Consider the following 25,146-nt stretch of genomic DNA (forward strand, 5'->3'; position numbering starts at 1 on the left):
ATATGGGGTATATGGAGGAATTTGGAGAAACGGTTTTAACTGTTAAGCAACTGACGTTGGTTGTTTCTGAGACAATTGCTCTAATTCCGGGTAATTTAGTGGTCGAAGGGGAGATACAAAAAGTAAGAGTATATAAAGACTTTATGGTCTTTTTCGAGCTGGCAGGAGATGGTCAGTCGATTAATTGCTTTACAACTTTTACAGAGCTTAAAGGTGAATTGCCAGAAGAGGGCTCTAAAGTTCAGGTTACAGGTGAAGTGCAAATAGGTAAAAAAACAGAGCTTAGATTTAGGGTTAGAAAGTTTGCCAGTTCTGGTGACACAGGTGATGCAGCTAAAAAACTGGAGCTACTAAAAATTAAGCTTAGAGAAGAAGGGGCTTTTGATGTCTCTAGAAAGAAAAGTTTACCAAGATTCCCTAGAAAAGTAGCTGTTATTACTTCTGGTAGCTCATCTGCTTGGGAGGATTTTAAGCGAGTCAGTTCATCTAGATTTTTAGTTAGTGAGGTAGTTTTGTTTAGCTCTACTGTACAAGGTGATTTAGCCGTTCAAGAAATTTGTACAAAATTCAAAGAAATTGAAGCCAGAAAAGGGGAGTTTGACGTTATTGCAATAGTTAGAGGAGGTGGAGCAAGGGGTGATTTGGAAGCATTTAACAGCGAAGAGATTGCTCGAGCAGTATTAAATTCTAATATTCCGGTAGTTAGTGGGGTAGGACATGAAGATGACGTAAGTCTATTAGATTTAGTAGCAGATGTACGAGCCTCCACGCCCAGTAATGCGGCAGAAATTATCTTCCCAGATTCAAAAGATTTGCTTAGAGAAATTAATGACTTAAAGCAAAAAGCATCTAATTTAATAGCTTCTAAGTTATATTTAGCTGAGCAAGCAGTGCAGAATTTAAATGTAAGCTTAGAAAGAGTAATTAATAATTTAGTTTCTGGTGTGGAATCTAAACTAGATATCTTAAAAGCTAGGCTTTCTAATCTAGATTTTGAAAAAATCTTTGCTAAAGGTTTTGCACTACTAGAGTTAGACGGAAAGATTTTGAGTTCTGTAAATATAGTGAAGATTGGAGATGAGCTAGATGCTACACTCACGGATGGTAAACTAAATCTAGTAGTTAGAGAAAAAATCAATAAATAGTATATGGCAGATAAAAATTTTGAAGATAAGTTGAAGGATCTCGAGAAGTTAATCGATGAGATTGAAAGTGGCAAGGATGGGTTAAATACTTCTATCGAGAAGTATTCTGAGGCTCAAAAGTTAGCTGATGAGCTTGCTGAAATGTTGAGCGATGCTAAAGAATCTTTAGATCTTGAAGAAGAGGAAGAATAGTGAACTGGGGTCTGATCTGGTTCGTACTCCTGATGATATTCGTTCCCTTTGTGTGGGTGGTTTTTATTGGTGCTCCGTTTGTGCCGGCCCATAAACAAGCGATTGAAGATGCTGCTAACTTAGTAAAACTTTCTAAAAAGGGGAGAGTAGTAGAGCTTGGCTGTGGTGACGGCAGGTTTATGCTGGCTGTTTCTAAAAAAGGTTACAAATGTACGGGGTATGAGTTTAACCCATTCGTGATTCTTATGGCTAAGATTAGACTTAAAAACTTTCCGGATGCTGAGGTAAAATCGGCTAATCTGTGGATGGCTGATTTTCCGGAAGATACAGAGGTGGTCTATACGTTCTTGCTGGATAAATTTATGGGCAGGCTGGATGAAAAGATGATGAGTGAAGCCAAAAGACTGGGTAGAGATCTGACTTTAGTAAGTTATGTTTTTAAGATTCCAAACAAAAAGCCAGTCAAAGAAGTTGGCGGGGTGAGGGTTTACCAATATACCATAAAATAGCATAGACTTTTTGTACCTTTAGTGCTATAATATACTAGTATGAATTCCCGAGATATGGAAAAAGCCGCGAGGACATCTACTAATGGACGGTTAGATTATAAAAGCTTTCCATTAGCTTTTGCTAAGCTATACTCCCAGATCGGGAAAAGTGTGCAAGAAATACAGGTTAGAGAAGATAGAACCTTTGACGAGAAAAGGGAATTACTGGAATCCTTTTACGCCCAGGTTGACCGGCATGGTGTATTTGTGTGTTTTAATTCTGGAGGGTATGCAGTGTACGTACGGCCTAATCCTGAAGGTGATGGCAGTATCCAGATAAGCGTTGCGGGTGGCAATGAATGGGATGGTTGGCTGAATTTGACCCCGCCAACAGAGTTTGCTCAAGATTAAGCTAGCTTATTAGTGTGGTTCAATGTATAATTTACTCTGTTAATTAAAAACCTGTGAGTGTGGGTGAATCCTCTCTAAGCTTAATTCTTAGTTTTTCTTAGAGCCTCCGCATCTCCAGATAAATCAGAAAGGTTAGGTTAAAAAGGATTTATGGCAATAAAAGTAGATATTGAAGAATTATTTAAGGCTGGGGCGCATTTTGGGCATAAGGCCAATAAATGGCACCCAAAGATGGATCAATATATTCACTCTAAAAGAAAGGGTGGACATATTATCAATTTAGAAAAAACTGTTGAGCAGTTAGATAAAGCTCTACCAGTGGTTACTGCAGCAGCAAAGGCTGGTAAACCAGTATTATTTGTAGCGACTAAGGCTCAATTGAAAGCTCCTGTAAAAGAGGCAGCTCTTGAAGCTAGTTCTCCTTATGTGGTGGAGCGATGGTTTGGTGGGATGCTGACAAATCAGGCTACCATGATGGCTCGTATCAAGAGACTTAAAATGCTCGAAGCTAAGATGGAGAGTGGAGAATTCGCTTCTAGATACTCAAAACTTGAGGTTCAAAGACTTCAAGAAGAGCTTGATCAACTCGAAAAGCAGTTCGGAGGGATTAAGGATATGCAGGGTGTGCCAGCCGTTGTAGTTGTTTTTGACGCCATGACTGATGCAATCGCCGTAAGAGAAGCAAAAAAAATGAATCTAACAGTAATTGCAGTATGCGATAGTAATGTTGACCCAACTGGAGTTGATTATGTAATTCCAGCGAATGATGATGCAACTAGTGGCGTAACTTTGATTGCGAACTATTTTAAAGATGCCGTTAAAGCAGGGCAGAGCGAGAGTAAAGCAGAAGTTAAATAATTAAAAGTAAGAGGGTAGGGGAAATAATAATATGGCAGTAACAATTGAAGAAGTAAAAAGACTAAAAGATCTAACAGGTGTTGGTCTAACTGACGCAAAACAAGCTTTAGAGGCGGCTGGTGGAGATTTTGATAAAGCTCTTGATGAGATGCGCAAGAAAGGATTAACAAAGGCTGATAAGCGTGCTGAGCGCGAAGCTAGCGAAGGTGCTGTTATTACTTATAATCATGATTCTCGTATTGGGGTAGTTGTTGAGCTTAACTGTGAAACTAGCTTTGTTGCTAAGACAGAAGAGTTCTTGCAACTAGGTCAGGATATTGCAATGCACATTGTAGCAAGTAATCCAGAATTTATTTCTTCAGAAAATATCCCAGAAGAAGTAAGAGACGAAAAAGCAGCTGAGTTTAAAGATAAAGTTGTTGCTGAAGGTAAACCTGCTGATATTGCTGACAACATTGTTGAGGGAATGCTTAAAAAGTACTTTGCCGAGCGATGCTTAATGGATCAACCTTTTGTTAAGGATCAGGATAAAGACGTTGCAATGTTAATCAAAGAGCATATTGCTAAGCTCGGTGAGAATATTGTTGTTAGAAAAATGGCTCGTATTGAGCTTGGTCAAAGAAACGGTTAATTTAACCAACTTTTTCTCCTTGATGAGAGAAAGTTAGCAAAAAGAATCATCTAATTATAGTAGGCCCCATTACTGTTTTTTCTTTAGAACCTGTACCAGGACGAGACTGGGCCTCGATCAAAATTGTCTTGGTGTTGCAGAGTTAGATTAGATAGTTATGGTAGAATTATTAGTATATGGAAATGAACGAGTTTAAGCAGAAACTTAGTCAGGCGATTGGTCGTCTGGAGGATGATTTAAAAAAGGTTAGGACCGGCAGAGCACATCCAGATATGCTCGACGGTGTTAGGGTAGAGGCTTACGGAACTCCGATGCCATTGAATCAGGTTGCAAATGTGTCTGTGCCAGAACCGCAGCTACTGCAAATTACTCCTTTTGACCCACAGAATTTGGATGCAATCGTAGAAGGTATTAGGAAAGATGAATCTTTAGGGTTAAACCCTAGCGACGATGGTAGGGTAGTTAGAGTCAATATTCCTCCTTTAACAGAAGAAAGAAGAGCTCAGATCGCTAAGCAACTCGGTAGTAACGCAGAAGATGCGAGAATTGTATCAAGAAATATGCGTCAGGATGTTCTAAATAACTTTAAAAAACAAAAATCTTCCGGAGAGATTACAGAGGATGATCTAAGATCTCTAGAAAAAGAGGTCCAAGAAGAGCTAGATAAGTTCAATAAGCAAGTTGATGAGTTGGTTAAGGCCAAAGAAGACGAAATAATGAAGGTTTAACCTTATTACTTTCTCCTTGGATGAGAAAGCAATCAAAGAATCACTTCAATTTTGATAGGCCCCATTACTGTTTTTTCTTTAGAACCTGTACCAGGACGAGACTGGGCCTCGATCAAAATTATTTAAGGTGCAGTATTGGATTAATTTTTTATGTTAGAATTAGGGTAATAATTTATGCTTTTTGTTTTTGGAATTTTTGCTTTTATTATGCTGGTTGTGCTCCATGAGTTTGGGCACATGGTTGCGGCTAAACGTAACAGTGTGGTAGTTGAAGAATTCGGAGTTGGATTCCCACCAAAAGCTTGGGGTAAAAAGCTTAGAAAAAAGAAGGGTGATGATACTTTATATTCTTTAAATTGGTTACCACTTGGAGGATTCGTTAAGCTTAAGGGCGAGCATGATGACTCTAAGCTTAAGGGTAGTTTTGGGGCTGCGAGTTTAAAGACTAAGGTGAAAATATTAGTTGCTGGAGTTGGTATGAACTTCTTAACGGCCTGGGTATTGTTAACTGGTCTGTTTTTGGTTGGTGCTCCAAAACTTCCATTTGAGTCTCTTTCTTTTTACGGTAAAGAACAATTTTATGTAAAAAGTGACACAAAAGTAATTAATTCTAAAACTATAATTGGAGCGGTTTCGGACGATTCTCCAGCTCAAAAGGCTGGTCTCGATACTGGCGATACTTTAATAAGTATTAATAATGTAGCGCCGAGTGTTAATTCTCCTGTTTCTGAAATAACTAATGATTTTGCTGGGCAAGAAGTAGTTGTTAAGTTTGAAAATGGTAGGGGAGAGATTCAAGAATCTAAAGTTACCTTAAGAGAAAAAGGTACTAAAGAAGGGGTTTTGGGGGTTTCGGCTGTAGAGTCGGTCAGATTGAGGTCTACTTGGTCGGCTCCAATTAATGCTCTGGCTACAATGGGGCAATCCACTCAAGCAACTTTCTCAGGCGTAAGTTATGCTATATCAAACTTAGTACGAGGTGAAGGTGATAAAGCAAGTGAAGTGGTTGGGGGTCCAGTTGCGACAGTTGACGCAATTAACAACGTTAGTAAAAGCGGCTTAACAGAACTGATATTATTAATTGCTTTAATCTCTTTAAGTTTAGGAATCATGAACATCTTACCTATACCAGCTCTTGATGGCGGTAGATTATTTTTAATTTTGTTATTTAGGTTTAGAGGAAAAGTACTAACGAAAGAAAGAGAAGAGAGCATTAATGCTTGGGGAATGGGGATTTTATTAATACTAATAGCATTAATTACAATAGTAGACGTAGGCAGAATCTTCTAGTTTTGACAAATGATTAAGCTTAATCATATCTGGAATAAACTTAAATCTTCTAAATCTGGCTGGTTTTTAGCTGTAACTTCTTTTGCATTGCTTTTTGCATTTATGGTATCACTTTTGACTGCCATAATTGGGTTACCGGTTCTAATTAATGAAAACTATAAATATGCGGATGAAGTAGTTGGGTTAATATTCCCGTTAGTAATTCTAGTATTATCATTTCTTACGGCAAAAGTTATTGCAAGAAAACGCCAAAAAAGTATAAAAGAATTACTTGGTTTGCGAAAGCCTAACAAAAAAGCTGTTTACCTGACAGTTTTATTGGCAATTGTTTATATTATCTTGCTAGTTATCTCGATGATTATTCTGCAATTGATCAGCCCTAATTTAGCGGGTCAAGAGCAAGCTGTAGCAGAAATGGTAAGTAATTCTACTAGTTTAAGTCTAGTTGTTATGGTTTTTTCAGTAGGACTGATTACTCCAATTGCCGAAGAAACTTTTTTTAGAGGTTTATTACTCAGTTTATACTCCAGAAAGATAAAGGTTATTGCTTCTATATTTTTTGTAGCTGTATTGTTTGGTCTAGCTCATGGTCAAGTTAATGTAGGAATCGATACTTTTATATTCGGCATTATTTTGGGGATACTTACTTGGAAAACAGAAAGTATTATTCCGGCAATATTTTTACATATGCTAAAAAACTGTTTAGCTATAATCGCTATACTTTATTCTTAGTTTCTTACTATTTAGATTATATGTTATAATATGTACTGTTATGGTATTCATTAAAAAATACATCCTTGCACCGACACCACCCTTAGGGGTGTAAATTCTGGTTTTTATAAATAGATAGAAATTTAAGTTTAACCCCACTCAAAAAGAAAGGAGTGGTTTTTTAGTATTAAAGATAGGGGAGATAGTTGGTTATGGAAGAGGATAAAGATTTTTTAAGTGCTGAAGAATTATATGAGGCAGGAGCGGGCTTTGTAGTTGGCGGTCATAATTACGGAAGGCTAGATAGATTAACAGAAGATGACATACGCATTCTAGGTAGACACGTAGAAAGATTAGATGCTGAGGCCGAGAGGCTTAAGAGAGGTCTGGAGATTGCCAGGGTCGAGCAACTTGAAAAGGATCGCGAAGAAATAAGAGAAAGATACGGTCATTAGGTGTGTATAATTAAGTTTAAAGAAAAGATAAATATATGAAGTATTCAAAATTATTTACAAAAACACTGAAAGAGGCACCTGCAGATGAGCTCTCAAAGAACGCTCAGTTGCTGATACGGGCCGGGTTTATATATAAAGAAATGGCTGGAGCTTATGTGATATTGCCTCTTGGGCTTAGGGTGTTAAACAAGATTAGTGATATTGTTCGGGAAGAGATGGGTGCTATAGGCGGAGAAGAGCTTCAGTCTACTGCCTTGCAAAGAAAGGAAGTATGGGAAAAGACGGATAGGTGGAGTGACGAGGTGGTTGATAACTGGTTTAAAACTGGGCTAAAAAATGGCTCTGAACTAGGTCTCGGTTTTACACACGAAGAGCCTATGACAGACATGATGAGATCATTCATTCACTCTTATAAAGATCTACCTGCTTATCCATATGACATAAGAACAGTATTTAGGAACGAGGCCAGGGCAAAGTCAGGTCTAATGAGGGGAAGAGAGTTTTTTTGGAAGGCGATGTACTCGTTTTCTAAAGACGAAGCTGAGCATCAAGAGTTTTATGAAAAAGCTAAAACTGCCTACAAGAACGTATTCGATAGAGTCGGACTTGGGGATAAGACTTATTTGGCTTTTGCTTCTGGTGGAACTTTTTCAAAATATTCTCACGAGTTCCAGACTTTATGTGAAGCCGGTGAAGATACAATATACCTAAGTAAAGAGAACGGTATAGCGGTAAATAAAGAAGTTTATAACGATGATGTTCTAGACGATCTTAAACTAGAGAAATCGGAGCTTGTGGAAGAGAAAGCTGTTGAAGTGGGTAACATATTCTCTCTTGGAACTAAATTCTCTGGTTCGCTAGGTCTAACTTATAACGACGAACACGGGCTAGATAAGGAAGTTGTAATGGGTTCTTACGGAATAGGCATATCAAGACTCCTGGGAGTTATAGTAGAAGTACATAGTGATATGAGGGGTCTCGTTTGGCCAGAATCAGTTGCTCCTTTCAAATATCATCTTGTTACTATCGCTCAATCTGAAGATGACGAGAGTTATAAAAAATCTGAGGAGTTGTATAACAAATTGATTGAACGTGGAGAGGAAGTCTTGTGGGATGATAGAATGGATGTGCGTCCAGGAGAAAAGTTTGCGGACGCTGATCTTATTGGATGTTCAATAAGAATTGTGGTAAGTCCAAAGACTCTAGGAGAAGACTCAGTCGAGGTTAAGCTGAGAAGTGAAGAAGAGTCTAAATTGGTAAAATTTGAAGAGGTTTAACCATAAGCACTAGATATAGCGTATTTTGGTGTTTTTTGGACACAATATATAGCTGCTCTAGTGTTTACAAAGATTTACCAGTAGTGATAAGATCAAATAGTTTAAGGACTTTGGTGGATTAGAAAAAGGAAATCCTCACTCAGTTTAATTATCTGAGTAATATAAATTTTTATGGAAAAAGTTAAGATTTCACAAGAGAAATTAGAAGAGCTACAGAAAGAGCTTGCTCAACTTGAGGCTGATCGCCCTGAGATTATTGAGCGCGTCTCAACAGCCCGTGCTCTCGGAGATCTTAAAGAGAACGCGGAGTATCATTCTGCAAGAGACGAGCAAAGGGTCAATCAGGCTAGGGTAGACGAAGTAAATGCTATTCTTAAAAACTACGAGATAGTTGATAACTCAAACTTAAGCCATGATGTCGTATCTTTAGGCTGTACAGTTAAGCTTAAGGGATCTGATACAAAAGTTTTTACACTGGTAAGTAGCGTCGAGTCAGATCCATTAAACGGAAAAATTAGTGATGAGTCTCCGATTGGGCAAGTCCTTTTGGGAAAAAAGGTCGGTGACGAGATAGAGGTTGGTAGTAATAAGTATAAAATTACTGATATATCTTAATATTACTTCATTTTCTCTAAAAATAGAAAAGAAACAAAAAGATCATTTTAATTTTTATAGACCCTGGTTACTTTTTTTATTTAGAGTTTTATCAGGATGGATTGGGTCTCGATAAAAATTGTTTAAGTGCAATGCGAGATTATAAATAAGCCTTGGTGTTATAATTAGGTTGATATGGCAACACTCCAAGATTTTAGAAATGAGCGTTTAAGAAAACTAGCTGAGCTTAAAAAGCTAGGTGTTAATCCTTATCCTGCAAAAGCTAGTAGAACTAAAAAAAACAGTGAAGTAAAAGAAGATTTTAGTAATCTGGAAGGTAAGGTAGTCACTGTTGTTGGAAGAATCAAGAATATCCGTAAAATGGGTAAGATTGGCTTTATAGTCATAAAAGATGAGTTTGATTCTTTGCAACTTTTTTTGGCTGAGGCAGAATTAGGAGTTCCAGATTATAATAATTCTGAACTTGGTTTTAGCGACGTGAGCTTACTTGATTCAGGAGATTTTATCGAAGCTTCTGGAGAGGTTATAAAAACTCAAACGGGCGAGATATCTATAAAAGTAAATAAGTTGAGAATTTTAACTAAATCTTTGAGGCCGATGCCACTGGCGCATGAAGAGTTCAGCGATAAAGAACAGCGTTTAAGGAGAAGATATATTGATCTTAATGTTAACCAAGAAGTTCATGATAGATTTGTGCGTAGATCAAAATTCTGGGAAGCTACTCGCCAATTCTTACTTAAAGAAGGGTTCGTAGAGATTAATACTCCAATACTAGAGCACACAACTGGTGGTGCTGATGCTAATCCATTTGTGACTCACATGGATGCACTTGACCAAGACTTCTACTTAAGAATTTCTCATGAACTTCCTTTAAAAAGATTAATAGGCGGTGGTTTTGAAAAAGTTTTTGATATTGGGCCAAGGTTCAGAAATGAAAACTACTCTGATGAGCACTTGCCCGAGCACATAGCAATGGAGTGGTATTGGGCTTACGCTGATTGGAATCAAGGTATGGATTTAACTCAGAGAATGATTAGATATATAGCTGATCAAACCTGGGGTACTAGAAAGTTTAAGTTAAATAATGGGCAAGAAGTGGATCTTGGAAAAGATGGTGAAGATTGGCCTAAAGTAAGTTTTGTAGGTCTCTTAAAAGAAAAATACAATTTAGATGTGCACTCTTGTACTCTAGAAGAGGCTGTTTCTAAACTTAAGGAAGCTGGTGGTGAGGTAGAGAAGATTGAAAATAGATCTCGTGTAATTGATAAGCTTTGGAAGCTGGAGAGAGTTAAAATTTCTGGTCCTGCATTTTTGGTTGATGTGCCAGATTTTTTACAGCCATTAGCAAAAGTTAATTCCAGTGATGACAGATTGAGTGAGCAGTTTAATTTATTACTTGGTGGTACAGAGGCTTGTAAGGCTTATAGTGAGCTCAATGATCCTGTTGATCAGCTAGATAGATTCTTAAAACAACAGGAGATGCGTGATGCTGGCGATGATGAGGCGATGATGCTTGATATCGATTTTGTGGAGATGCTCGAATATGGAATGCCGCCTGCTTGTGGATATGGCAATAGTGAGAGATTATTTTGGATGTTAGAAGGTGTTACCGCCCGTGAAGGAGTAATCTTCCCGCAGTTAAGACAAGATATTGATGATATAACCAAAAAGATTTATCCAGATGTGAACTTCGTAGAAAAAACGCAAAGTAAAGAAGGAAAGAAGGGCCTAGAGCCAAAAAAAGGGGATAAACTCCCGGAGTCCGCGGATAAGCAAGGCACTTACAAGATTTATCTGAATGATTGGTCGGTTTTAACTTTTGAAGCAAAGGTAGAGAAGGTTAGTGAAGAGGATGGCGAGACGTTAGTTGTTTTAGATCAAACGGCTTTTTATCCAAACGGCGGAGGTCAGGCCTGTGACTTAGGTGAAATTGCTTTTGGCAATGGCTCCACTCTAAACTTAACTAAGGTTACTAAAGATAAAGACGGAGTTGTTTATCACCAAGGCAAACTAGTCGGTGAAGTTCCGGCCGTTGGTGAAAAGGCTAGGGGGGTGATTGATGTTGAAAGAAGACTTTTGAACTCTCGATTACACTGTGCTGGACACTTTATAGATTTAGCTGTCCGTAAGCTAAACAAAGGCTGGAAGCCAGGTAAAGGGGCGCATTATCCAGAGATGAGCTTCGTCGAATACGTTATTAAACCGTCAGACGAAATTGAGGATAAAGAAGCTTTTGCAAGATTGTTAGAAGAAGAGCTGGACAAGATTATCTCTAAAGGAGGAAAAGTATCGGTAGAAATTATTCCGTCAAAAGAAGTAATTGAGAAGAAGATTAGTGATTATATACCTCAGGTAATCTTAGATTCTTATGAAAAAGTTCACGTGGTTAACTACCCTGATAATTTCAAGATTTGTTGTGGCGGAACGCATGTTCAAGACATATCTGAAATAGGTAAGATAAAAATTACAAAAGTTAAGAAAAAAGACGGCAACATCCGTGTAAGCTATGAGCTATCGTAGTAACTAGCGGATGACATAGGTAAACTGCAAGCAGTAGCGTTTTAGTACCGTGTTGTGGTTTTTGAGGCTGGATTAAAATCTTATTGCTGGTTTAGAATAGAAGTTAGCGAAGGATAGATAAAGTGGAGGGTAATAAGCTTTGTCTAAAGACGAGAGAGACATCTTGGGCTATTTTGAGGAGCCAAATTTAAGCTTAATTAGTGAGTTGCAAGCACCTTTATTAGGTATTGCAGCAAATGCTCGAGTTGCGAGCTCTAAACTAGGAGCTGAGAGCAAAAAGATTGAGCAATATTTAGAGGCAATAGAGTTTAGCTCTCAAAATCTCGTTAAGATGATTGATATTTTACTTAGGAGCAGGGATGTCTATAATGCAGATTTAGAGCTTGAGGTGGAGCCTCTACATGTTGGTATTAGGGTAGAGGAGGCAATTGAGAAGTTAGCTCCTCTTTGCAGAGCTCAGTCGCAAATCTTTGATTTTAATTCAAAGAAGAACTTGGTTATTAGCGCTAATACTGATTGCTTAGAGCTGGTTGTCTATCATATTTTAGAGCAAGCTCTTAGATCATCAGCTCCTGAAGAAATCGTAAAAGTAGATCTGAGTACCTCTGGCAAAACCGCTATGTTAACAGTTAAGGCAGCAGGATCTAGAGAACGTGCAACGAGTTTAAGGAATGCTCTTAAAAAAGCGTTTAGCTCTGATATGAATCAAAAGTTTGGGGTTAACTTTAGTCTTATTGCTAGCGCTAGGTTGGTAAAAGTTATGGGGGGAGACCTATCGATCTCCCAATTAAAAGATGGACTTAGTTTTAAAGTAAGTCTACCGTTAAGCTTACAGGCAGAAATGTTTTAAATAAAAAGATGAAAGTTTTATTTGGCTTTAGAGACGTTTTAGCTATTGATGCATGGCTTGATCATTTTGAATCTAAAGGTTTTGAGGTCGATGGAGCAATGAGTGGAGAAGATTTGCTTGGAACTGCTTTAGAGTTTAGTCCTGATGTTTTAGTAGCTGAGTATCAATTAAAAGGAGACTTAGATTCTTTGGGTGTTTATTATAGCTTGCTTGCTAAACCTGAGGTACACCATGTTAAGTTAATTCTAATTTCAGATTTCGATGAAAAAGAGCTTAAAAAAATGAATAAAAATATTACTCTAAGTTCTGGAATATTAGGCATTATTTCTCCAAATAAACTTAGTTTTGAAGGCGTCGAAGAGCTTTTATAATCTGACAGTGGTAGAATAGGGGTATGTATAAGCAGGTGACTACTCCGGCAATTGTTCTCTCTAGAACAAACTTTAACGAAGTGGACCGGATTGTAAATTTCTTAGTTCCGCATGGGCAGGTTTCTACTTTAGTAAAAGGAGTCAGAAGAGTTAAAAGTAAACTTGCAGGCGGTATTGAACTATTTAGTATCAGCCAGATTACATATCTTGATACGAATGCTGAAGTTAAAAGAATTGTTCAATCCAGATTGATCGAGCATTATGGCGAGATTGCTAAGAATTTAGAGCGAATGTTATTTGCATACGACTGTATGAAATATCTTAAAAAAATTACTCCAGCAGAAACTGATGACGAGAATTATTATTTAACTTTAAAAAATCTGCTTGAGAGTTTAAATGATGAAAATATTGATTTTAATTTGATTAAACTGTGGTGGTTGGTTAAACTACTAGATCTATCTGGTAGTAAGTTGGAATTATATAAGGACGGGGAGCTAAAAGATCTATATGAATCTCAAACTTATACTTTTTCCGTTGGGACAGCTAGGTTAATGCCTAAAGATGGGGGAGTGATCGATGCGAGTGCAATCAAAGTTCTTAGGTTGATGGAAGAAGGCAAGACGCCAGCGCAACTTAGTAAATTAAAAAGTATTCAGCTCCTTGCGCTAAATATTTATAAAGAACTCGAAACCGCCAGCAGAGATTTGTTGGATTAGTATTATTTATAGGTGTTATAATTGTCAGATAGTTACAGGGAGAAGAAGGATATGGGAACAACAGGTTTTGGACCATCAGTTGGTGATGGATATGAAAGATTTGAACAAGTTATCGCTCAAAGAGAATATGATTACTACTTAAGTTTAAATGGTGACGGTGGTAAATATGAGTGCTAAGTAAGTGTTCATTTCCCATATATAGAATAGAATATGTTAGCTGCAAGTAATCGTGAAGTCATTGAGTATCAGGATAGTTACTTTGCCAATATGCCTGAAGAAGGTAGGGAAGCCATACGTCTAAAAGATGAAGCATGGAAAACTTCTGTTGCCATTGGTGATCTATATGGTGCTGATCGTCTATTCTCTGGTTCGTATGATAGTATGTATGCATTAGGGTTCTTAGATGAAGCAAGTCAGTATAAAAGAGAGTTCTATGACTTGATGGCTATGTGGGCTAAAGTAAGTGCTTTAAGGGGCGAACTTGAAACTGCACTTAGCTTGGCCACGTTAGCTCAAAGCTATGCTCCACAAGACTGCTTTAAGTTTACAAATACTGATGGGGACGAGGTATTTAATATTAGGCCAGATCAGTACAGAGTTAACGAGAGTGGTGCTTTGGCTCTTATGCTATCAATGTCAGGGGATAAAGGTCATAGGGATGAAGGCAATATAGAATCGAAGCATGCTAGAAGATATGCTGATTTATATGGCCTAGCGGGAAGTGTTTTATTCCCTGAGGCTAATTCCTGTATAAATGGCCTGAAAAAGAGTGAGCTTGTAAGACTAGCGTTTTGGTCTAATATACCTTACGTGGCAATTCCGACTAGGCCTAGTTATGCAAGAGAATCTTTTGCAAAATTTGTACTGGGGAGGCTATATTAGTTACTTTCTCTCTGTTATAATTTGTAGGTATTATGGCGGACAGCAAGTACAGTATGGACGACATTGTCTCTTTATGTAAGAGGCGTGGTTTTGTGTATCCTGGGTCTGAGATCTATGGTGGTGAGGCTGGTCTTTATGATTTTGGTCCTTATGGTTCTGAGCTCTTGAACAATATTAAGAAGTCTTGGTGGCAAGCTAACGTCCAGCTAAAAGAAAACTATGTAGGTATTGATTCTGCGATGTTTAAGAATCCTAAAGTTTGGGAGGCGAGTGGTCACACAGGTGGTTTTTCTGACCCACTAGCAGAATGTAAGAAGTGTAATACGAGAATACGAGTTGATAAGGAGCTCGAAAAAGTTGGTATTACGGCCGATGAAAAAATGAGCGAAAAAGAACTCAATGAGCTATTTGATAGTGCTCGAGATAAGATTAAATGTCCAACTTGTGGCTCTAAGAATTTTAGTGAGGTTAAGGCTTTTAATCTTCTAGTTAAGTCTAATCTAGGTGACTTTACCGATAATGGTGATCGTCCAGTCTATCTTCCAGGTGAGGCGTGCCAAGGCATTTATCTTAACTTTAAGAATATTGTTGATACAACGAGACTTAAAGTGCCTTTTGGTGTGGCACAAATTGGTAAAGCGTTTAGAAATGAGATCTCTCCAAGAAACTTCTTATTTAGAACTCGTGAGTTAGAACAAGCTGATACACAGCTATTTATCAAACCAAATACCAATAAAGAGGCTTACGAGCAAGTTAAAGAAGACAGGTGGAATTGGTATTTGAATATAGGTATTAACCCAGAAAACTTAAGATGGAAGCAGCACGAGAATGTCGTTTTCTATGCTTCTGATGCATGGGATATAGAGTATAACTACCCCTCTTATGGTTTTGATGAGCTTGAGGGAGTTCACGATAGAACGGATTATGATCTAACTCAGCATATGAAGTTTTCAGGAACTGATTTAATTTATACAGATCCACAAAGTGGAGAGAAATATATCCCTTGGGTTATAGAGACTTCTGTTGGTACAGGGCGTTTATTCTTAGCAGTTATTTCTGATGCTTATTGCGAGGAAGAGGTCAATGGAGAAAAGAGAACTGTTTTAAAGCTTAAAGAAGAGCTTGCGCCAATTAAAGCCGTTGTTTCACCACTCCTCAGAAACAAACCAGAGTTGGTAGAAAAGGCTAAAGAGGTTTTTGAGAAGCTTTCTCAAGACAAAATGTGTGAATACGATGATAACGGAAATATCGGTAAGCGCTATCGCAGGGCGGATGAGATTGGTGTACCAAAGTGTATTACAATCGACTTCCAAACTCTAGAAGATGGAACTGTAACAGTTCGAGATCGTGACACTATGGAGCAGAGTAGAGTGAAGATTGAGGAATTGTAGTGTTTAGTGATGTTACTGCGCAGGTAATTGGAGGAGTATTAGTCTTAGTAATAGCGTTTATAGCTAAATCTTTTTCGAGTTATTTAAAACGTAATAGGCGGGAAAATCTAATTAATACTATTGATCTACACGCCGAGTCCAGGTCCGAGCTTGGTGCGGGGGTGGTGGCTATAGATTTCCATAATAATACTTCCAAAACATATGTTTTGATTGAAGCCTGGCTAAGCGGACACAAACTTCCAATCTCTAAGACATCTATTAAACCCATGGATACATCTTATCAGTCTGTAAATATGGGGAATTACAGTTTTGAGAGTCCCGATATTAAGTTTAGCTTTAAAGTAAAAAATGGAAGTAGGCTTTACCAGATACGCCAAAAGTGTAAATCTTACCCAAATATTGATAATACCAGCTTCTTCTTGGCTTCAATTGATCCTGAAATTGAGGGAGTCAAGCTTGTAAGGCCTAATTGATGGGCGAGTATTTGGTGGGGCGGAGGAATTTATTGTGGGTTTTTCGAACTAACTCTCCGTGTTTTTCGGCGGATTCTTTTTTGATTTGAGACCATTCCTCATCACTATTAAACTTAGGCCATTTTTCCTCACGTTCTGTTAAGCTTTGCAATTCGATGATGTAGCAGAAGTTTTGCATGTCTCCGATTTCTTCATCCCAGATCATTAAGATCTTGATTCCGTAGCGCTCCATGATTCGCATAGCGTGCTTTTTGAAGCGTTCGTGAAAAGCTTTGCGGACGTTGTTGGGAACTTCGTAAGTTCTAAATTCGTGTATCATGCCTTTAATTGTAACTTATAAATGCTATATTTAAAGTTAAGTAATCTTTAAAGCAAGGGGTATTTTTTATGAATGTTGAAATAAATAATGTTGCTGTGCTCGTTGCGGCACTATCTAGTATGGTGGTCGGTTCGTTTTGGTATTCTAAGTCTGGGTTTGGTAAAACTTGGATGAAGTTATCAAATGTGACTGAAAAACAGATGAAGGAAGGTGGTTTTTTACCAATGGTTTGGGCGCTGGTGCGTTCGCTTCTAACAGCGTATATCTTAGCGCATGTTATCTTTATCTCTAATAACTTTTTTGGGGGCTCATATTTCGCTAACTCATTAACAACCGGCTTTTACATGTGGTTAGGGTTTGGTGGAGTAATGATGGTTATGCGTGATGCTTTTGAAGGTAGACCTAAGAACTTAACCCTACTAAATGTTGCTAATGAGTTTGTTACAATAATGGTAATGGCTCTGGTGATTGGTTTGATTGGGCTTTAAGCTTAAATCTTCTAACTAGTCGCTATGTCATCCCGGATAAATTCCGGGATCTTTTTACTAAGTTTTATGAAGAAAAGTTTGTTTGAGGATGATTTTTTATGGGGGGCAGGTATCTCTGCGCATCAAGTAGAGGGCGGCAATGATAATAACTGGACAGAGTGGGAGCTAGCTAACGCGACTCGTTTAGCAAAAGCTGCGCCTAATAAATATGGCTACTTGCCTAACTGGCCAAAGATAAAACCTCAGGCGACAGATCCAAGAAATTATGTCTCCGGCCGAGCAGCAGAGCACAAGAAACATTTTAAAGAAGACTTCGAACTACTTCGATCTCTAAATTTGAACACTTTAAGATTTAGTATTGAGTGGAGTAGGATTGAGCCAGTTGAGGGTCAGTTTAATAAGGCTGCTCTTAGGTATTACAAAACTTATTTTAATGAGCTTAAAAGACAGGGTATAAAACCGGTAGTGACACTTTGGCATTGGACTACTCCAAAGTGGTTTGAGTCCAAAGGAGGTTTTTTAAAGCGCTCTAACATTAAATATTTTGAACAATTTGTAGAAGTGATCACAAAAGCGTTTGGTAATGACTTTACTTATGTAACTATTCTGAATGAGCCAATGCTCTATACTTATTATTCTTTTAAAGATGGTAAATGGCCGCCTCAAGAAGAAAGTATCTTTAAGTATTTAAAAGTTGTTTTTAATTTAATACGAGCGCATAAAAAAGCTGCCAAAGTTTTACTTAAGTTTAGAGAAGACTATAAGATCGGTATAGCGCATAATGTAGCTGATTTTTACAGAGGTGATAATAAACTTTCGACTAAGTTAAACGTAAAGTTTTTAAATTATATTAATAACTTCTTCTTTTTGGATCGAATAAAAAAGTACTTAGACTTTGTAGGTGTAAATTATTACTTTGCTGATCGGCATTATGGGTTTGGCTTTTTTGGAAAGAATCCAGATAGAAATAGAAATGATATGGGCTGGAGTATGGAGCCAGCTCGAATTTCTAATGCCGTTTATAGTATTTGGTGCCGCTATAGACTCCCTACTATGATTACAGAGAATGGGGTAGCTGATTCAACCGATAAATATAGAAAGTGGTGGATCGGTGAGACTCTTAAAGAGCTAATCAAACTTAAGAAAAAGGGAGTGAATCTTATTGGCTATATTCACTGGTCGCTGCTCGATAACTTTGAGTGGGCCGAGGGTCATTGGCCAAAGTTTGGTCTAATTTCCGTCAACCGAAAAACTGGAGAAAGAAAAATACGCCCAAGTGCAAAGTGGTTTGCTAATATAATCCAGCGCATCCAAAGTCCCGGACCAAGAAGTGAACCGGTTACAGCAGCTAAAGAAGTCGATAAGTTAAAGTAGAACAACAGTGGTAACTGTGATATAATAAGCTCTCTTATGAGTGAAATTAAAAGATTTACCGAAAGAGACCTTAACTTGTGGCGTCGATGGATGGATGAAGAGACGCATTATGCTCGCGTTATCAAGGGTTATGGCGATGATAAACAACGGTGGTACTTCGAACAGGGTGTAGCTAATCCCGAAGTCTTCTCCTTTAAGCAGAGCATTATGAGGTATCTTCAGGATGCTTTTAGTATGAGGGATCTGGATATTAATCCTATAGACTTTCCAGAACGAGGAAGGCTGAAGTTTGTGCGTGCTCTGGGGAAGTTCTCTCATAACCAGATTGCATGCCTAGTGACAGCTCATGAAGTATTCTATGGCGGCGTGGCGGATGAGATATACCCGTCAACATTGGATAGGTTAGGGGCTTTGCTGGAACAGGTTTCGACTTTAGATGACCCAGGACAGGCTTTTATGGACATGGATCCGCAGATTCAGGTAGCTATGGATAGCCAGATGCTAGTTCTATGGGATTTGCAGAAGTCGGGAGATAACGATAGATTTATTGCAAAGTTGTCATCAACGGCTTTGGCAAGCTCAGTGGCTTTTGTCGCCTGCTCACGTTATTTAGGGTGGTGTACTCCCGGGCTAGATAGCAAAGGCGATGAAGTTTTTGTACCTTGGAATGCAGCTGCTTAGTTTGTGCACAGGGTGTGGATAAGTTTTACACAGGTAGATATCTTTACCACTGTTAAGTAATTTTGGGGTTAAATTTAGGCAAGAAAATTAGTAAGAGTACTTGTATGTGGGTAAGTGTGGGTAGTATATTGAAGTAAGTGGGTAGATGTGGGTAAGCCGCAATTTAAGCACAAAGCTTACGTTGGCTTGCCAAATTAAAAACAAAAAAACTCCCACGAAGCTTAAAACTTCAAAAAAATGGCCAAAGTGGATTACTTCTCCCGAAAGCTCGACGATAAGAATCGTTTAACTTTACCTACGGAGGTAAGGGATGAGTTTGCGGAAGGGATTGTAGTTACACGAGGCTTTGGTACCTATCTGCATGCTTACCCTAAAGAGGTTTGGCAGCAAGATGTGGAATCACGACTGAAGGGCGATATCCTGGATGAACGAATTGCAGATCTTAATGTTAGATTTCGGATGGGAAAAAAAGAAGTGGTACCAGACAATAAGCAGGGCAGAGTCACGTTAGACGCTGACCTACTTGATTTTGCTGAGATTCAGCAAGATATTGTGGCGGTTCGAGTCGGCCAGTATTGGCGGCTCGGATCCCCCAAGAACATTAACAGCTAGGATAAACAAATCGAATATTGCTACCGAGCAATCAGCGGTGGGGTCTGAAGGAAACCACCTAAAAAGCCCTTAGTACATCGGTGAGTTTAAATCTGGTGAGGCTAGATTTTGAGTCGAACTGTCTATCTCGGACTGCTCGCAAAGATTCAAAGTTTTATAGGCCGCACTCTAGTTTTTAAACTTACTCACAAAAAATCTCTCACTTCACATAAGTCTCTCTATTAGATAGTCGAATCTATCTTGAACAAAAACAAAAATCGCAAAAACAAAAAGCTGATTGTTCGATACTGATATTTGATTTGTTCTAATTGTTAAAAGTCATTAATCCCGCCAGTGCGGGGTTTTTACTTTCTTTCTCCTCTGGATGAGAAAGAAACAAAGAATCACTTATAATTTTGATAGGCCCCAGTACTGTTTTATCTAGGGTTTATACCAGGACGAGACTGGGTCTAGATCAAAATTGGGGAGTGCAATGTTATAATAACAGGGAATGGGGAAGAGACGAAACAAAAAATTAGAGTCGTATGTGCTCGAAAATATCACCTTAGAAAAGTTTGTTAATGGGGGACAGGCGCTTGGCTACACCGCTGAGGGAAAACCATTGTTTGTGTGGGGTGGTTTGGCTGGTGAGAGGGTAGATGTTTTAGTTACAAAATCTAAAAAAGGAATTTTAGAAGGAGTTGTTGAGAAAGTTAAAGTTGCTTCTGAAAACAGGGTGGAGCCAGAGAATGAGTATGAGTATTTAAGTACAAGCCCGTGGCAGATCTTAAGATTTGATTATGAAAATCAGGTTAAGCTAGATCTTTTGAAGCAAACTTTTAAGCATGAGGCAGGGATTGATCTATGTGAAGTGACTATGTTCGCTGGTGACAAGCAGTATGGCTATAGAAATAAAATGGAGTATAACTTTTGGGGGGATGAGGATGGTTTACATCTAGCTCTGCACAAACGCGGCTCTGGGCAAAAGATTAAGCTTGAGGGCAGTGTGCTAGCTTCTGAGACTATTAATAAAGCAGGGGAGAGCATCTTATCAACCTTGAATAATTTAGGTGTTTTTGCAGGTGATCTAAAATCTCTTATACTTCGCTCATCTGCTGATGGTAAATGCGTGGGAGCTTTATTTGTTAAGAAGGAGGACTTCTCGGAGTTAGAACTTCCAGAAGGGCTAGACGGTTTAGTTTGTTATTATTCTAATCCTAAGTCTCCTGCCTCTGTTATCACTAAGGAATTATGGAAAAAGGGTGAGATTACTCTTGAAGATAAAATTCTGGATAAGAATTTAAAATATGATGTTAATTCTTTCTTCCAGCTAAATCTCCCAGTTTTTGAAGAAGCGCTTAGAGATATAAAAAAGTATCTAAATGATGGAAAGATAGTAGATTTTTACGGAGGCACAGGAAGTATTGGTATATCACTGATTAATAATAAGAACGAGCTAAAAATAGTTGAGTTAGACGAACACAGTGCTCAAATGGCAAAAGTAAATATTAAAGATTTAGATAATGCTAAGGTTTTCAGTTTATCGGCGGAGGAGTCATTAGAAAAGATTGTTTCAGACAGTGTACTTGTGGTGGATCCGCCGAGGGCGGGTTTGCATAAAAAAGTTGTTCAATCTATCTGTGAAGTTAAGCCTAAACAGCTAATCTACCTTAGTTGCAGCCCTGTTACGCAAGCTAGAGATCTCAAAGAAATTATTGAGGCTGGTTACAAAATAAAGTTTGCCCGTGGCTATAATTTCTTCCCAAAAACACCGCATATTGAAAGTCTGATAATCTTAGAGAAGTAGTATGAGTGAAGTAAAAAAAAATGGTTATAGGGGGATTTTTGATCCGGATAGATCGGATCCATTTAGGATCTCGCGCTCGAAGATTGATCTTTTTTTAAATTGTGAGAGATGTTTTTGGCTAGAGGTTAGAAAGGGCATAAAAAGACCGCCTGGTTTTCCGTTTAATATTAACTCGGCAATTGATGAGCTCTTGAAGCGAGAGTTTGATGCTTATAGAAAAGAGGCTAAAGCTCACCCTATAATGATCGAAAATGAACTTGTGGGAGTGATTCCTTTTGAGCACGAAGAGATTGAAGTTTGGCGTGAAAACTTTACTGGAATTCAGTACTTTGATGAAAAGCTAAACTTAATAATTTTTGGAGCAGTTGACGATGTTTGGGTAAACGAAGCAGGGGAGTTAATAGTGGTAGATTATAAATCTACTTCAAAAAAGAGTGAAATTACATTAGATGCACCCTGGCAAATTGGTTACAAACGTCAGATGGAAACTTACCAGTGGCTTCTTAGAAAAATTGGTTTTAAAGTTAGTGACACAGGATATTTTGTCTATGCAAATGGTGATAGTGATGCGGAAGGATTCTTTAATGTCGTAAATTTTGATACTAAACTGATTAGCTATAAAGGGGATGATTCTTGGGTAGATGAAACTTTAGCTAAGCTTAAGAAGTGTATGGAGAGTGATGAGATGCCAAAGTTTGGAAGGTCTTGTGAATATTGTCAGTATGTGGGGGAGAGATTAAAATTAACGTGGGGCAAGTAGCCTATTAGCAAAAAATAACTTAGCTATATCTGCAATATCACCTTAGAAATACGTATACCTTTGACGCGGTTGCTCATCTCTACTACCTCCGGGTCCGTAAACAGGGTCTTCGTAACCAAAATAAAAAGGAGTGGGTATTTTTCTGATTCTTGCTCCTGAGTGTCTGAGTACCGACTCATCAACTATTTTGTCTAGTCTAGCCAACTCATCTGCAAAATCATCAACTCTGGCACCAGTTATTACAGGAGTTGCTTTGACATCCTTAGATCGTTCATGATCATTGTGTTGAATGTAATTAAATGATTTTTCTTCTATTGCCATAAATATCTGATTATTACTTTCTTTGTAGATAATTATATTACATAGCTTACTGAAGTGTCAATCTTTTGAGGATGGCTTTAAGCGGTGGTATAATACTGATTTATATGTTGGATATTAAATTTATTCGAGAAAATTCGGAAGTTGTTAAAGAAGCGGCTAAGAATAAAAATGTAAATGTTGATATCGATCGACTTTTAAATCTAGATAATGAGGTAGTTTCTTTAAGACAGGCTCTTGATGAGCTACGTCAGAAGCGTAATGAGAATGCCGAGCAGATGAAGGGCGGCAAACCTTCCGATGAAGCGATAGCAGAGGGAAAGAGAATAAAAGAGGACATTGCTGAGTTCGAGGGGCGGCTAAATCCGTTAGAAGATGAGCTTTTTGAGCTGATGTATAAAGTCCCGAATATTCCGGAACCGGAAGTTCCGATTGGAGCTAGCGAAGAAGAGAATGTGGTGGTTGCTGAATTTGGCGAGAAACCAGAGTTTGATTTTGAGCCTAAAAATCACTGGGAGATTGCGCAGGCAAAAGATTGGATTGATAAAGAACGAGCTGCAAAAGTGGCCGGAGCTCGGTTTGCTTACGTAAAAGGGGAGATGTTTAAACTCCAATTTGCGCTAGTAAACTTTGTATCAGATAGATTAACAGATGAAGGATGGTTAAAGGATGTAGCTGGTAGTGCTAAACTTAATGTTTCTACAAAACCATTTGTGCCAGTTATCCCTCCTATGATGGTTAAGACTAAGCCATTTAAAGGTACGGGAAGATTAAGTAAAGAAGAGCAGACTTATCAGGTTGATGATGATGAACTTTGGTTAAATGCTAGTGCTGAACATAGTATTTGCCCGATGTATATGGACGAAATTCTTCCAGAGAATGATTTACCTGTAAGATATCTTGGTTATGCAACATCTTTTAGAAAAGAGGCTGGAACTTACGGTAAAGACATGGAAGGCATTTTGCGAATGCACCAATTCGATAAGCTCGAAATGGAGACTTTTACGACCAAAGAAAAAAGTAAGAGCGAGCATCTATTTTTAATTGCAATTCAGCAACGCTTATTAGAAGAGCTCGGGTTACATTATCAATTCTTAGAGAAATGTACTGCTGATATTGGGACTCCAAATGCTAAGGGCGTTGACCTAGAGACTTGGTTCCCTGGCCAAGATAAGTTTAGAGAAACTTCAAGTGCCGATTTAATGAATGACTTCCAGGCAAGAAGATTAAATATGAGAGTAAGACGAAATTCAGGAGAACTTGAGTTCATACACACAAATGATGCGACAGGAATTGTAATGAGCCGTATTCCACCTGCGATTATTGAGAATTATCAGACAGAGGATGGTGATGTGGTTATTCCAGAAGTTTTGAGAAAATATATGGGTGATAAAGAGAGAATCTAAGTGTATGCCACCACGTCAAGATGGATTTAAGGGAGGGGCTGGACGTAAAGGTGAGGATGGGAAAGATTTCTTATTTGTTATTGGTGCTACAATATGCGCTGTAGCAACATTTGCATACTCTGTATATCCAGACTTAAGTGATTTATTAATGGGAGGTCTTAGATATCCATAGGGTGTATAATCTGGTTTAGGAAACCTTAAGATTTAAAGGGGAGGCCAGATGGATTTAAACTTAACATTTAAGCACCTAAAAAAAGAAGAAGAGAAACTAGCTAAAGATCTAAAAAAGTATGCTGAAAATAAGTTAAGAAAAATCGAAGAATATCTGCCATCTCATGCCAAAAAGAGTGCTCGTCTAGATGCCGTGCTAGATGAAAGCGGTAAAAAGGCTATTGGTTATAAGTTTAAGTTTGAAGCTAAGCTTAAAATGCCAGAAAAAAGCTTAGTGGCTAGTTTTAATGCAAAAACAGCTGAAGAGGCTATTAATAAAGCAGAACGTAAGCTCTATGCTCAACTTAAAAAGTATAAAACTCAACACCACACTTTAAAAAAGATGGATAAAAAGACTTTGGCTAAACTTAGGAGAGTTTTGAAAAGAGGCTAACCTAGTTACTTTCTTTTCTGCAAGATCAGAAAAGAAGCAAAAGAATCTAGCCTGCAGAATCGAGAGTTCACCTTTACTTCCTAGAAGTCTATACTTGCTCGACTTAAAGTCCTCGGGCTTTGGTGCAGTGGTGAAATCTTGATTTAAGATTTTTGTATTAAGGCGAGGGATTTGGTTATTTTGAGGAGTCTGAAGTTTTTATTTTGTTTTAAGAATTCATCTGTGGCGAGTTTTGCCCCTGGTAGAGCAGGGCTGTCATAGTCATCAACTATAATTATTCCACCTTTCTGTATTCTATTCTGTATTAAGTTTAGGGAATCTTTGATTGAGGTATAAAAATCTCCGTCTAAAAAAGCAAAACTGATTTTTTTAGGGATATCTGTTTGCTTTAAGTCTTTAAACCAGGCTTTTTTAATTTTTGGCAGTGGCAGATTGGCTTTCTTAAAGTTAAGTTTTAACTGAGATTTAGTGGCGAGCAACTCTCCGCTTACAAATTCTTTACCACTGGTAGATTGGTCTACTTGTGATTTTTCTGGAAGTCCATTGAAGGAGTCGTATAGATATAATTTTTTGTTTGATTTATTTTTAATTAGTAGTCTTTGAAGAAATAAGCTGGTGGTACCAGCGAAGCAACCAAACTCACAGACGTCTCCTTCAGTATCGATATCCAGTATTTTTTGAAGTTCTTCTAAAATTACTAAGAGCTCGTCTTGTTCGATCTGCTCAGATATGATTGGATGATTTAACATAAGTTCTTTAGGGGTCATGCTATTTATTATACCTGTAGAATAAGT

31 protein-coding genes are annotated in these 25,146 nt (G+C 38.1%); 28 read left to right on the plus strand and 3 right to left on the minus strand.

Annotation, left to right across the window (positions count from 1 at the left end):
- Nucleotides 1–11 precede the first annotated feature (11 nt).
- The 19 genes from xseA (at nucleotide 12) to H6799_01750 (ending at nucleotide 16,004) form a co-directional block, all read left to right on the plus strand.
- Entirely contained in the window at nucleotides 12–1,145 is a 1,134-nt protein-coding gene (xseA, locus tag H6799_01660; protein ID USN97779.1) for an exodeoxyribonuclease VII large subunit, read from the plus strand.
- Between the two features lie 3 nt (nucleotides 1,146–1,148).
- Nucleotides 1,149–1,337, plus strand: a complete 189-nt coding sequence (locus H6799_01665) for an exodeoxyribonuclease VII small subunit (GenBank protein ID USN97780.1) — start codon at nucleotides 1,149–1,151, stop codon at nucleotides 1,335–1,337.
- 32 nt (nucleotides 1,338–1,369) lie between these two features.
- The gene (locus tag H6799_01670) at nucleotides 1,370–1,846 is read left to right on the plus strand and encodes a methyltransferase domain-containing protein (GenBank protein ID USN97781.1); all 477 of its coding nucleotides are present in this window, start codon (nucleotides 1,370–1,372) and stop codon (nucleotides 1,844–1,846) included.
- Nucleotides 1,847–1,885: 39 nt separating this feature from the next.
- A complete protein-coding gene (locus H6799_01675) occupies nucleotides 1,886–2,236 on the plus strand; it encodes a hypothetical protein (protein ID USN97782.1) in 351 nt (116 codons plus the stop codon).
- A 150-nt stretch (nucleotides 2,237–2,386) separates the two neighbouring features.
- Nucleotides 2,387–3,094 carry a 30S ribosomal protein S2 gene (gene rpsB, locus H6799_01680; protein ID USN97783.1) on the plus strand — a complete coding sequence of 236 codons (708 nt, stop codon included), beginning with the start codon at nucleotides 2,387–2,389 and terminating at the stop codon, nucleotides 3,092–3,094.
- Nucleotides 3,095–3,125: 31 nt separating this feature from the next.
- Nucleotides 3,126–3,725: an elongation factor Ts gene (tsf, locus tag H6799_01685; protein USN97784.1), complete on the plus strand. Its 600-nt coding sequence runs from the start codon at nucleotides 3,126–3,128 to the stop codon at nucleotides 3,723–3,725.
- Between the two features lie 176 nt (nucleotides 3,726–3,901).
- Nucleotides 3,902–4,453, plus strand: coding sequence for a ribosome recycling factor (gene frr, locus H6799_01690; GenBank protein USN97785.1), 552 nt, complete (start codon nucleotides 3,902–3,904; stop codon nucleotides 4,451–4,453).
- A 174-nt stretch (nucleotides 4,454–4,627) separates the two neighbouring features.
- Complete coding sequence (locus H6799_01695; protein USN97786.1) at nucleotides 4,628–5,743, plus strand: site-2 protease family protein; 1,116 nt, start codon at nucleotides 4,628–4,630, stop codon at nucleotides 5,741–5,743.
- Between the two features lie 9 nt (nucleotides 5,744–5,752).
- A complete protein-coding gene (locus tag H6799_01700; protein USN97787.1) occupies nucleotides 5,753–6,475 on the plus strand; it encodes a CPBP family intramembrane metalloprotease in 723 nt (240 codons plus the stop codon).
- Nucleotides 6,476–6,666: 191 nt separating this feature from the next.
- The gene (locus tag H6799_01705) at nucleotides 6,667–6,909 is read left to right on the plus strand and encodes a hypothetical protein (protein USN97788.1); all 243 of its coding nucleotides are present in this window, start codon (nucleotides 6,667–6,669) and stop codon (nucleotides 6,907–6,909) included.
- Nucleotides 6,910–6,944: 35 nt separating this feature from the next.
- The gene (locus H6799_01710; GenBank protein USN97789.1) at nucleotides 6,945–8,186 is read left to right on the plus strand and encodes a prolyl-tRNA synthetase; all 1,242 of its coding nucleotides are present in this window, start codon (nucleotides 6,945–6,947) and stop codon (nucleotides 8,184–8,186) included.
- A 171-nt stretch (nucleotides 8,187–8,357) separates the two neighbouring features.
- On the plus strand, nucleotides 8,358–8,801 hold the full coding sequence (greA, locus tag H6799_01715) for a transcription elongation factor GreA (GenBank protein USN97790.1): 444 nt from the start codon (nucleotides 8,358–8,360) through the stop codon (nucleotides 8,799–8,801).
- A gap of 174 nt (nucleotides 8,802–8,975) precedes the next feature.
- Nucleotides 8,976–11,321, plus strand: coding sequence for a lysine--tRNA ligase (locus H6799_01720; protein ID USN97791.1), 2,346 nt, complete (start codon nucleotides 8,976–8,978; stop codon nucleotides 11,319–11,321).
- Nucleotides 11,322–11,460: 139 nt separating this feature from the next.
- Entirely contained in the window at nucleotides 11,461–12,171 is a 711-nt protein-coding gene (locus tag H6799_01725; GenBank protein USN97792.1) for a HAMP domain-containing histidine kinase, read from the plus strand.
- Nucleotides 12,172–12,179: 8 nt separating this feature from the next.
- Nucleotides 12,180–12,542, plus strand: coding sequence for a hypothetical protein (locus H6799_01730; protein ID USN97793.1), 363 nt, complete (start codon nucleotides 12,180–12,182; stop codon nucleotides 12,540–12,542).
- A 23-nt stretch (nucleotides 12,543–12,565) separates the two neighbouring features.
- The gene (recO, locus tag H6799_01735; protein USN97794.1) at nucleotides 12,566–13,258 is read left to right on the plus strand and encodes a DNA repair protein RecO; all 693 of its coding nucleotides are present in this window, start codon (nucleotides 12,566–12,568) and stop codon (nucleotides 13,256–13,258) included.
- Between the two features lie 210 nt (nucleotides 13,259–13,468).
- The gene (locus H6799_01740; protein USN97795.1) at nucleotides 13,469–14,140 is read left to right on the plus strand and encodes a hypothetical protein; all 672 of its coding nucleotides are present in this window, start codon (nucleotides 13,469–13,471) and stop codon (nucleotides 14,138–14,140) included.
- A 32-nt stretch (nucleotides 14,141–14,172) separates the two neighbouring features.
- Entirely contained in the window at nucleotides 14,173–15,531 is a 1,359-nt protein-coding gene (locus H6799_01745; protein USN97796.1) for a glycine--tRNA ligase, read from the plus strand.
- A complete protein-coding gene (locus tag H6799_01750) occupies nucleotides 15,531–16,004 on the plus strand; it encodes a hypothetical protein (protein ID USN97797.1) in 474 nt (157 codons plus the stop codon). Before H6799_01745 ends, H6799_01750 begins: the two co-directional genes overlap by 1 nt.
- Here the strand turns inward: H6799_01750 and H6799_01755 are convergent.
- On the minus strand, nucleotides 15,997–16,323 hold the full coding sequence (locus H6799_01755; protein ID USN97798.1) for an NIPSNAP family protein: 327 nt from the start codon (nucleotides 16,321–16,323) through the stop codon (nucleotides 15,997–15,999). The two genes, H6799_01750 and H6799_01755, sit on opposite strands and share 8 nt — an antisense overlap.
- A 68-nt stretch (nucleotides 16,324–16,391) precedes the next feature.
- On the opposite strand from H6799_01755, the gene H6799_01760 reads away from it, so the two are divergent.
- The 6 genes from H6799_01760 to H6799_01785 all read left to right on the plus strand — a co-directional run bounded on the left by H6799_01760 (nucleotide 16,392) and on the right by H6799_01785 (nucleotide 22,024).
- Entirely contained in the window at nucleotides 16,392–16,811 is a 420-nt protein-coding gene (locus H6799_01760) for a DUF1761 domain-containing protein (GenBank protein ID USN97799.1), read from the plus strand.
- A gap of 66 nt (nucleotides 16,812–16,877) precedes the next feature.
- Nucleotides 16,878–18,185: a glycoside hydrolase family 1 protein gene (locus tag H6799_01765; GenBank protein USN97800.1), complete on the plus strand. Its 1,308-nt coding sequence runs from the start codon at nucleotides 16,878–16,880 to the stop codon at nucleotides 18,183–18,185.
- A gap of 36 nt (nucleotides 18,186–18,221) precedes the next feature.
- Nucleotides 18,222–18,866 carry a hypothetical protein gene (locus tag H6799_01770; GenBank protein ID USN97801.1) on the plus strand — a complete coding sequence of 215 codons (645 nt, stop codon included), beginning with the start codon at nucleotides 18,222–18,224 and terminating at the stop codon, nucleotides 18,864–18,866.
- Between the two features lie 237 nt (nucleotides 18,867–19,103).
- Nucleotides 19,104–19,478, plus strand: a complete 375-nt coding sequence (locus H6799_01775) for a hypothetical protein (protein ID USN97802.1) — start codon at nucleotides 19,104–19,106, stop codon at nucleotides 19,476–19,478.
- A 490-nt stretch (nucleotides 19,479–19,968) separates the two neighbouring features.
- Entirely contained in the window at nucleotides 19,969–21,264 is a 1,296-nt protein-coding gene (locus H6799_01780) for a class I SAM-dependent RNA methyltransferase (GenBank protein USN97803.1), read from the plus strand.
- Nucleotide 21,265: 1 nt separating this feature from the next.
- Nucleotides 21,266–22,024: a PD-(D/E)XK nuclease family protein gene (locus H6799_01785; protein USN97804.1), complete on the plus strand. Its 759-nt coding sequence runs from the start codon at nucleotides 21,266–21,268 to the stop codon at nucleotides 22,022–22,024.
- A gap of 42 nt (nucleotides 22,025–22,066) precedes the next feature.
- On the opposite strand, the gene H6799_01790 is transcribed toward H6799_01785, so the two are convergent.
- The gene (locus tag H6799_01790) at nucleotides 22,067–22,345 is read right to left on the minus strand and encodes a hypothetical protein (protein ID USN97805.1); all 279 of its coding nucleotides are present in this window, start codon (nucleotides 22,343–22,345) and stop codon (nucleotides 22,067–22,069) included.
- Between the two features lie 104 nt (nucleotides 22,346–22,449).
- Between H6799_01790 and serS the strand changes: the two genes are divergently transcribed.
- From serS to H6799_01805, 3 genes are read left to right on the plus strand one after another with little or no spacing between them, the layout of a single operon-like run.
- The gene (serS, locus tag H6799_01795; GenBank protein ID USN97806.1) at nucleotides 22,450–23,748 is read left to right on the plus strand and encodes a serine--tRNA ligase; all 1,299 of its coding nucleotides are present in this window, start codon (nucleotides 22,450–22,452) and stop codon (nucleotides 23,746–23,748) included.
- Nucleotides 23,749–23,752: 4 nt separating this feature from the next.
- On the plus strand, nucleotides 23,753–23,920 hold the full coding sequence (locus tag H6799_01800; GenBank protein ID USN97807.1) for a hypothetical protein: 168 nt from the start codon (nucleotides 23,753–23,755) through the stop codon (nucleotides 23,918–23,920).
- 48 nt (nucleotides 23,921–23,968) lie between these two features.
- Nucleotides 23,969–24,352, plus strand: coding sequence for an HPF/RaiA family ribosome-associated protein (locus H6799_01805; GenBank protein USN97808.1), 384 nt, complete (start codon nucleotides 23,969–23,971; stop codon nucleotides 24,350–24,352).
- A 143-nt stretch (nucleotides 24,353–24,495) separates the two neighbouring features.
- On the opposite strand, the gene H6799_01810 is transcribed toward H6799_01805, so the two are convergent.
- Nucleotides 24,496–25,119 carry a class I SAM-dependent methyltransferase gene (locus H6799_01810; protein USN97809.1) on the minus strand — a complete coding sequence of 208 codons (624 nt, stop codon included), beginning with the start codon at nucleotides 25,117–25,119 and terminating at the stop codon, nucleotides 24,496–24,498.
- Nucleotides 25,120–25,146 lie beyond the last annotated feature (27 nt).

This window comes from Candidatus Nomurabacteria bacterium, assembly GCA_023898665.1.
Classification (GTDB): Bacteria; Patescibacteriota; Saccharimonadia; order Saccharimonadales; family HK-STAS-PATE-42; genus HK-STAS-PATE-42.

What these genes read in the sequence shown, in the direction of transcription:
- xseA (USN97779.1), top strand. Translation starts at nt 12, where the DNA reads ATGGAGGAATTTGGAGAAACGGTTTTAACTGTTAAGCAACTGACGTTG.
- H6799_01665 (USN97780.1), top strand. Translation starts at nt 1,149, where the DNA reads ATGGCAGATAAAAATTTTGAAGATAAGTTGAAGGATCTCGAGAAGTTA.
- H6799_01670 (USN97781.1), top strand. Translation starts at nt 1,370, where the DNA reads ATGATATTCGTTCCCTTTGTGTGGGTGGTTTTTATTGGTGCTCCGTTT.
- H6799_01675 (USN97782.1), top strand. Translation starts at nt 1,886, where the DNA reads ATGAATTCCCGAGATATGGAAAAAGCCGCGAGGACATCTACTAATGGA.
- rpsB (USN97783.1), top strand. Translation starts at nt 2,387, where the DNA reads ATGGCAATAAAAGTAGATATTGAAGAATTATTTAAGGCTGGGGCGCAT.
- tsf (USN97784.1), top strand. Translation starts at nt 3,126, where the DNA reads ATGGCAGTAACAATTGAAGAAGTAAAAAGACTAAAAGATCTAACAGGT.
- frr (USN97785.1), top strand. Translation starts at nt 3,902, where the DNA reads ATGGAAATGAACGAGTTTAAGCAGAAACTTAGTCAGGCGATTGGTCGT.
- H6799_01695 (USN97786.1), top strand. Translation starts at nt 4,628, where the DNA reads ATGCTTTTTGTTTTTGGAATTTTTGCTTTTATTATGCTGGTTGTGCTC.
- H6799_01700 (USN97787.1), top strand. Translation starts at nt 5,753, where the DNA reads ATGATTAAGCTTAATCATATCTGGAATAAACTTAAATCTTCTAAATCT.
- H6799_01705 (USN97788.1), top strand. Translation starts at nt 6,667, where the DNA reads ATGGAAGAGGATAAAGATTTTTTAAGTGCTGAAGAATTATATGAGGCA.
- H6799_01710 (USN97789.1), top strand. Translation starts at nt 6,945, where the DNA reads ATGAAGTATTCAAAATTATTTACAAAAACACTGAAAGAGGCACCTGCA.
- greA (USN97790.1), top strand. Translation starts at nt 8,358, where the DNA reads ATGGAAAAAGTTAAGATTTCACAAGAGAAATTAGAAGAGCTACAGAAA.
- H6799_01720 (USN97791.1), top strand. Translation starts at nt 8,976, where the DNA reads ATGGCAACACTCCAAGATTTTAGAAATGAGCGTTTAAGAAAACTAGCT.
- H6799_01730 (USN97793.1), top strand. Translation starts at nt 12,180, where the DNA reads ATGAAAGTTTTATTTGGCTTTAGAGACGTTTTAGCTATTGATGCATGG.
- recO (USN97794.1), top strand. Translation starts at nt 12,566, where the DNA reads ATGTATAAGCAGGTGACTACTCCGGCAATTGTTCTCTCTAGAACAAAC.
- H6799_01740 (USN97795.1), top strand. Translation starts at nt 13,469, where the DNA reads ATGTTAGCTGCAAGTAATCGTGAAGTCATTGAGTATCAGGATAGTTAC.
- H6799_01745 (USN97796.1), top strand. Translation starts at nt 14,173, where the DNA reads ATGGCGGACAGCAAGTACAGTATGGACGACATTGTCTCTTTATGTAAG.
- H6799_01755 (USN97798.1), bottom strand. Translation starts at nt 16,323, where the DNA reads ATGATACACGAATTTAGAACTTACGAAGTTCCCAACAACGTCCGCAAA.
- H6799_01760 (USN97799.1), top strand. Translation starts at nt 16,392, where the DNA reads ATGAATGTTGAAATAAATAATGTTGCTGTGCTCGTTGCGGCACTATCT.
- H6799_01765 (USN97800.1), top strand. Translation starts at nt 16,878, where the DNA reads ATGAAGAAAAGTTTGTTTGAGGATGATTTTTTATGGGGGGCAGGTATC.
- H6799_01770 (USN97801.1), top strand. Translation starts at nt 18,222, where the DNA reads ATGAGTGAAATTAAAAGATTTACCGAAAGAGACCTTAACTTGTGGCGT.
- H6799_01775 (USN97802.1), top strand. Translation starts at nt 19,104, where the DNA reads ATGGCCAAAGTGGATTACTTCTCCCGAAAGCTCGACGATAAGAATCGT.
- H6799_01780 (USN97803.1), top strand. Translation starts at nt 19,969, where the DNA reads ATGGGGAAGAGACGAAACAAAAAATTAGAGTCGTATGTGCTCGAAAAT.
- H6799_01785 (USN97804.1), top strand. Translation starts at nt 21,266, where the DNA reads ATGAGTGAAGTAAAAAAAAATGGTTATAGGGGGATTTTTGATCCGGAT.
- H6799_01790 (USN97805.1), bottom strand. Translation starts at nt 22,345, where the DNA reads ATGGCAATAGAAGAAAAATCATTTAATTACATTCAACACAATGATCAT.
- serS (USN97806.1), top strand. Translation starts at nt 22,450, where the DNA reads ATGTTGGATATTAAATTTATTCGAGAAAATTCGGAAGTTGTTAAAGAA.
- H6799_01800 (USN97807.1), top strand. Translation starts at nt 23,753, where the DNA reads ATGCCACCACGTCAAGATGGATTTAAGGGAGGGGCTGGACGTAAAGGT.
- H6799_01805 (USN97808.1), top strand. Translation starts at nt 23,969, where the DNA reads ATGGATTTAAACTTAACATTTAAGCACCTAAAAAAAGAAGAAGAGAAA.
- H6799_01810 (USN97809.1), bottom strand. Translation starts at nt 25,119, where the DNA reads ATGACCCCTAAAGAACTTATGTTAAATCATCCAATCATATCTGAGCAG.